The organism is Bradyrhizobium sp. (genome assembly GCF_019244115.1).
GTDB lineage: Bacteria > Pseudomonadota > Alphaproteobacteria > Rhizobiales > Xanthobacteraceae > Bradyrhizobium.
On the sequence record NZ_JAFATE010000735.1, the window covers coordinates 1 to 5700 of the forward strand.

Annotated in this window: 6 protein-coding genes; 2 read left to right on the forward strand and 4 right to left on the reverse strand. The window is 62.7% G+C overall.

The window, feature by feature from the left end; all coding sequences use genetic code 11:
• The coding region (locus JOZ76_RS31665; protein ID WP_291705327.1) for a CBS domain-containing protein at positions 1–610 on the forward strand (610 nt) is incomplete at its 5' end.
• A 36-nt stretch (positions 611–646) separates the two neighbouring features.
• Here JOZ76_RS31665 and JOZ76_RS31670 read toward each other — a convergent pair.
• The 3 genes from JOZ76_RS31670 to hemH all read right to left on the reverse strand — a co-directional run bounded on the left by JOZ76_RS31670 (position 647) and on the right by hemH (position 3357).
• Complete coding sequence (locus JOZ76_RS31670; RefSeq protein ID WP_291705328.1) at positions 647–1093, reverse strand: NfeD family protein; 447 nt, start codon at positions 1091–1093, stop codon at positions 647–649.
• Positions 1094–1112: 19 nt separating this feature from the next.
• Positions 1113–2120: an SPFH domain-containing protein gene (locus JOZ76_RS31675; protein ID WP_291705329.1), complete on the reverse strand. Its 1008-nt coding sequence runs from the start codon at positions 2118–2120 to the stop codon at positions 1113–1115.
• Positions 2121–2319: 199 nt separating this feature from the next.
• Positions 2320–3357 (reverse strand): ferrochelatase, encoded by a 1038-nt coding sequence (gene hemH, locus JOZ76_RS31680; RefSeq protein ID WP_291705330.1) that lies wholly within the window; start codon positions 3355–3357, stop codon positions 2320–2322.
• Positions 3358–3446: 89 nt separating this feature from the next.
• Between hemH and JOZ76_RS31685 the strand changes: the two genes are divergently transcribed.
• Positions 3447–3845 carry an MAPEG family protein gene (locus JOZ76_RS31685; protein ID WP_291705331.1) on the forward strand — a complete coding sequence of 133 codons (399 nt, stop codon included), beginning with the start codon at positions 3447–3449 and terminating at the stop codon, positions 3843–3845.
• Positions 3846–5267: 1422 nt separating this feature from the next.
• Here the strand turns inward: JOZ76_RS31685 and JOZ76_RS31690 are convergent.
• Positions 5268–5700: DapH/DapD/GlmU-related protein (locus JOZ76_RS31690; protein WP_291705332.1), on the reverse strand; the 433-nt coding region annotated here is incomplete at its 5' end.

Genomic DNA, 5700 nt, shown 5'->3' on the forward strand with positions numbered 1-5700 from the left:
GATCCCGATGATCGCGATCACCTCGAATGCCGCCTCCTCGCTCGGCCAGGCGGCGCGGATCGTGCTGGAACTGCCGAAAGCGCGCGAGGCCTGTCCGCACAATCTGGCGCCGACCACCTCGACGCTGATGCAGGCCGCGATCGGCGATGCGCTCGCGATTGCACTGTTGGAAAGCCGCGGCTTTACCGCGTTGCAATTCGCCAACTTCCATCCGGGCGGCAAGCTCGGGGCGATGCTCAAGCACACCAGCGACCTGATGCGCTCGGGCGATCAGGTGCCGCTGAAACCGCTGGGCACAACCATGTCGGACGCGCTGGTCGAGATGACCGCAAAGGGGCTCGGCTGCGTCCTGATCGTCGACGGCCGCGGCCAGCTTGCCGGCATCATCACTGACGGCGATTTGCGCCGCCAGATGCGCCCGGACCTCGTCAACTTGCTGGTCGATGAAGTGATGACGAAAAATCCGCGGACGATCGGCCGCGACTCGCTGGCGTCGGAGGCGGTCGAGATTCTCAATTCGGCAAAGATCACGACGCTGATCGTGACCGACGCCAACAAGCCGGTCGGCGTACTGCACATGCATGACCTCTTGCGCGCCGGCGTCGCGTAGCTGTTTCGTCCTTCGGCCGCGCATCGGATGACCTCGCTACGCAGCAGCCACCGTCAGGTTGGCGCCCTTGGCTTCGACCACGCGCACCCGCGTGCCGGCCGGCGTATCGGGCCCGGCGACGCGCCAGACCGTGTCGTCGATCCGCACCGTGCCGGCGCCGTCGACGATCGGCTTCTCCAGCGTGAAGACGCGCCCCACCAGCGCCTGCGAACGGCGGTTGAGGAAAGGGTTGTCCGCGCTTGCCGCCTCGCCCGCGCGCGCCAGGCGGCGCCAGAGCGGCACGGCCGCGGTGACAAAGGCCGCAAACATCAGGATCTGGGCCTGCCATGACGGCTGCACGACAAAGGAGATGAGCCCGACAAGCAGCGCGGCAAGACCGAGCCAGAACAGGAACACACCAGGCGCGAGCAGCTCCAGCGCCATCAGGATGACGCCAAAAATCAGCCAGTTCCAGGTGCCCAGCGTGGCAAACATCTCGGTCATGGCGACCCCTTTGCAGCCCTCATGATTGCGTTGGCGTCGGCGAACCGGCCGGCGGCGGCGACCCGGCCGACGGCACCGAGGCGCGTCGCGCAGCCGCAGCGGCGGACGCCGCGCTCTCGCCGAAGGTCGCCTTGGCGATCTCGCCGATGCCGGCCAGCGAGCCCAAAAGGCTGGTCGCCTCCACCGGCAGCATGATCACCTTCTGGTTCGACCCGTCCGCGAACTGTCCGAACGCCTTGATATATTTGTCGGCAATAAAATAGTTCAGCGCCGCGACGTCGCCCTTGGCAATCGCCTCGCTCACCATCTGCGTCGCCTTGGCCTCGGCTTCGGCAAGGCGCTCGCGCGCCTCGGCGTCGCGGAAGGCGGCCTCGCGGCGGCCCTCGGCCTGCAGGATCTGGCCCTGCTTGGCACCCTCGGCGCGCAGGATTTCCGACTGGCGCTGGCCCTCGGCCTGCAAAATGTCGGCGCGCTTGACGCGCTCGGCCTTCATCTGCCGGCCCATCGCTTCGACGAGATCGGCCGGCGGCACGATGTCCTTGATCTCGATGCGGTTGACCTTGACGCCCCAGGGCGACACCGCGGCGTCGACCACGCGCAGAAGGCGCTCGTTGATTTCGTCGCGATGCGACAGCACCTGGTCGAGATCCATCGAGCCCATCACCGAACGGATGTTGGTCATGGTCAGGACCGTGATCGCGTTTTCGAGGTGGGCCACCTCATAGCTCGCCCTCGCTGCATCGAACACCTGGAAGAACGCGACGCCATCCGCGGTGACGGTGGCATTGTCCTTGGTGATCACCTCCTGCTCGGGAATGTTGATCACCTGCTCCATCATGTTGATCCGGCGCCCGACGCGGTCGAAATACGGCACGATCAGATTGAGCCCTGGCGTCAGCGTGCGGGTGTATTTTCCGAACCGCTCGATGGTCCAGTCATAGCCCTGCGGCACCGTCTTGACGCCGGCAAACAGCGTCACGATGGCGAGCAGCACCACGGCGATGGCGAAAATGTCAAAACCACTCATACGCGTTTTACTCCTGCTGCGCGGACACCGGTCGCCAGTTGCACTTGTCCGGTGCCTGCCGGCACTTGCTTGGTCGGCGCATCGGCGAAGCCGGTTCACACCGGCCTTCTTGATGCCGCCTCTATGAGCGATCCCGGTTGCCAAATACAGGCCGAAATGGCCTCGGTCAGCCGACGGAACAGCCGCCTTGATGAAGCCGTCAAATCCAGCCCTGCAGTTCCCTCAGGACCAGCTGGCAGATGACGTCGATGCCGGCCTCGCTGTCATTGAGGCAGGGAATGGCGGCAAATGCCTCGCCGCCATTGCGCCGAAAAATCTCGGCGTTCTCCTGCGCGATCTCTTCCAGCGTTTCCAGGCAATCGGCGGCAAAGCCGGGCATCGCGACCGCGAGCCGGCGCACGCCGTCCCTAGCCAACCGTTCGATTGTCTTGTCGGTGTAGGGCTGCAGCCATTCGGCGTTGCCGAAGCGCGACTGGAACGTCAGCAGCAGCTTTCCCTCGTCGAGCCCTAAGCGCTTGCGCAAGGCCTGCACGGTGGCGACGCACTGCCCTTCATAAGGATCGCCCTTCTCGACATAGTCCCGCGGCATGCCGTGAAAGGAGGCCACGATCAGGTCGGGCTTGAACCGCAGGGTTGCAAGATGGGACTCGATCGACGCCGCCACGGCATCGATATAGGTCGGATCATCGTAGTAAGGCGGGCTCACCCGCAAGGTCGGCTGCGCTCGCAGGGTCGCCAGCACGCGAAACACCTCGTCGCAGACGGTCGCCGACGTCGCCGCCGAATATTGCGGATAGAGCGGCACGGCGAGCAGACGGTCGCAGCCCCGCGCCATCAGCGCATCGATGCCGACGCGGATCGAGGGATTGCCGTAGCGCATCGCCCAGCCGACCTCGACGTGATCGTGATCGGCGATCGCCCGCGCGAGCTTTTCGGCCTGCGCCCGGGTGATGGTTTTCAGCGGCGATTCATTCTTCTCGACGTTCCAGATCTTGCGGTAGTCCCGCGCCTTGGTGCGGGGCCGGCTGCGCAGGATGATGCCATTGAGGATCAGCTGCCAGATCAGTCCCTGGTCCTCGATCACGCGCGGATCGGACAAGAATTCCTTTAAGTAGGCGCGCACGCCCTTGGCGTCGGCGGTATCCGGTGTGCCGAGGTTGACCAGGAGGACGCCGACGCGCTCCGACCGTGACGCCGCCCGGGAGTTCGCATTCGCAATCGAAACAATGGTGGTCATGATGGCCGTGGATTCGCGCGTTGCCTCAATCTTGTCAAGCCGAACGCCGGTTCGGTAGTGTAACGGCATCGCCGCATGCGGGAGGGGTCATGACGGTCGCCGAATGGTGCGTTTTCCTTTGCGTGATGCTCTATCTGGTCACGATCGTGCCGATCAAATGGATCGGCGGCCGAGCCTATGACAATTCCAGGCCGCGCGATGGCGCCTTCTATCAGGACGCCATCCGCGCCCGCGCGCTGGGCGCGCACCAAAACGGCATCGAGAGCTTTCCGTTCTTTGCCTTCGCGGTGCTGCTCGCCGAATTTCGCGGTGCGCCCCAGAATCTGATCAACGAGCTTGCCGTGCTGTTCTTGATCGTGCGGATCGCCTATGTGCTGACCTATGTCGGCAACCGCCCGCGGCTGCGGTCGATCCTCTGGAATCTCGGCATGATCATCAATGTCGCGATCTTTTTCCTGCCGCTGATCCGCCACCTGCTGTCGGTGTGAAATTGCAGTACCCCCGCGCACAATTTAGGGTGGGCAAAGCGAAGCGTGCCCACCATCGTGCGGCCGTTGTAAGACGGTGGGCACGGCGCTGGCGCGCCTTGCCCACCCTACAGATCCTGGATGACCGATAGACAGCCATCCACATCCCCGCGGCATGGTAGCGCCCGAGTTTTGCTTCATATTCGCACCCTCTGACATGACAAGGGCGCAGGGAAGGCCGGGTATCGACTGATACCCGCGGCCCCCGTGCGACAAAAAGCACGGGGAAGGAACCACAGGTTCAGCCGGATAATCCGGCCTTCCCTGCGCGATGGCTTTACAGCTTATAGCGCGCTCTCCCCGGAGACCGGGCTTTTTTGCCCCCGTCACGCGCGAGATCATCATCTCGCTCGCTTGACCTCAGCGTCGGGAGGCCAGGACCACACGCCTTTGCTGTACGCATCGGCCTCGCTCGTCCGGCGAGACCTACACGTCCATCGCATCCCCGCCTCACGTGTCGTGACGATCGCGATACGCCCTCTTGCATCGAGGCGGGACGCGCGCATCATACTTCTGATTTACAGCATTCGTAAAGCAGAATATTTTTTGACGGAGGGCTGGACAGCATTTCTGAAAAACTGACCGTCGGGCAAATCACCTCGCCATTGTGGCGCAGTCGAACCCGCGGCGGCGTTTCGCGGTTGCCCATGGAACGGGGTTGCTCGCGCCGACTCAAAAACGTCGGCTAGATCCAATGAAACGAAGACAACGCGAGGAGCGTAAGCAGGATCATCGATGCCGAGATGGCCGCGGCGAGTAAAGCGTTCTGCATTGCCGCAACCCGCCGTCATCGCGGCTCGTCGCAAACACATGGCGCGGTCGGACCAGTTCTGGTACACGAACTGTTCAATCGCATCTTTGTTTGGATCGACGAGCCGTGAAGAGAAGGGCGCATCCGATGACCGCCAGCGCGGCCCACCGGAAATGGCCTGGAATTTGGATAGGGCGCCGCTGCCGTGACAGCAGATCTCCCATCGTCGCGAATCCGTAAGGGCGCATCTGTTCACACCCAATTCAGTTCAGCCGGACTTTGTCGTGTGCCCCCTTTGCCGGTCCCGACAGACCGCGATGCAAGCACGATTGCTGCGATGACGTTTTCGCCCACGACTCTTTTTCCTCTCGCTTTGAAAAACGAACGAGCTTGGGTCGCGGCACGTTCCGTGAATTTTTTATGACGTTGGCCGCCGGAGCGGCCTAGCGAGTTCGAGCACCAGATCGACGGCATCCGTTTGGTTCATGGCGAGCGCATGATCTGGTGGTAGATCGTTCGCAGTGGGTCACGAGCTGCAAAAACTCACATTGGACCTAACGAGTCTGCTGTTACCCTGGCCGCCATCATCGCAGCGGACCTGGATTTTCGTTGTAGTCGGCCAGCAGCTGACTTCAACCATCCCCTGCTTTGCGGCGCCACGACTCGACCAACGCTGAGAGCTTGCCATCTATCGTCTCCCCTTCCGTCAGCGGCGCGTGGTAGCTGAGCCAATAGTCCCCGACCAATGCGTTATGCGAGCACGACCGATAACGGCTGCGCTCTGGTTCAGGTCCAGTCGCGTTGACGGCAAGACAGATCGGGATTGACACCAGGAATAGGACCCAGCCGAAGGTAACGAACAGCCGGGCACGGTTCCGAAAAACTGTTAGCACTTTAAGCCACACAGCCCGTAGTGGAAGCCTGTCGATCACAACGTAGCGGGCGCCTGCTGTGACATAACAACCTGCTTCGACCACACAATCATCACCCAGTGAAATGCCGATGCCGGCGTTGGCTCCGATCAGGCAGCGCTCGCCAATTGTAATCCTCTCTTTCCCTCCTCCC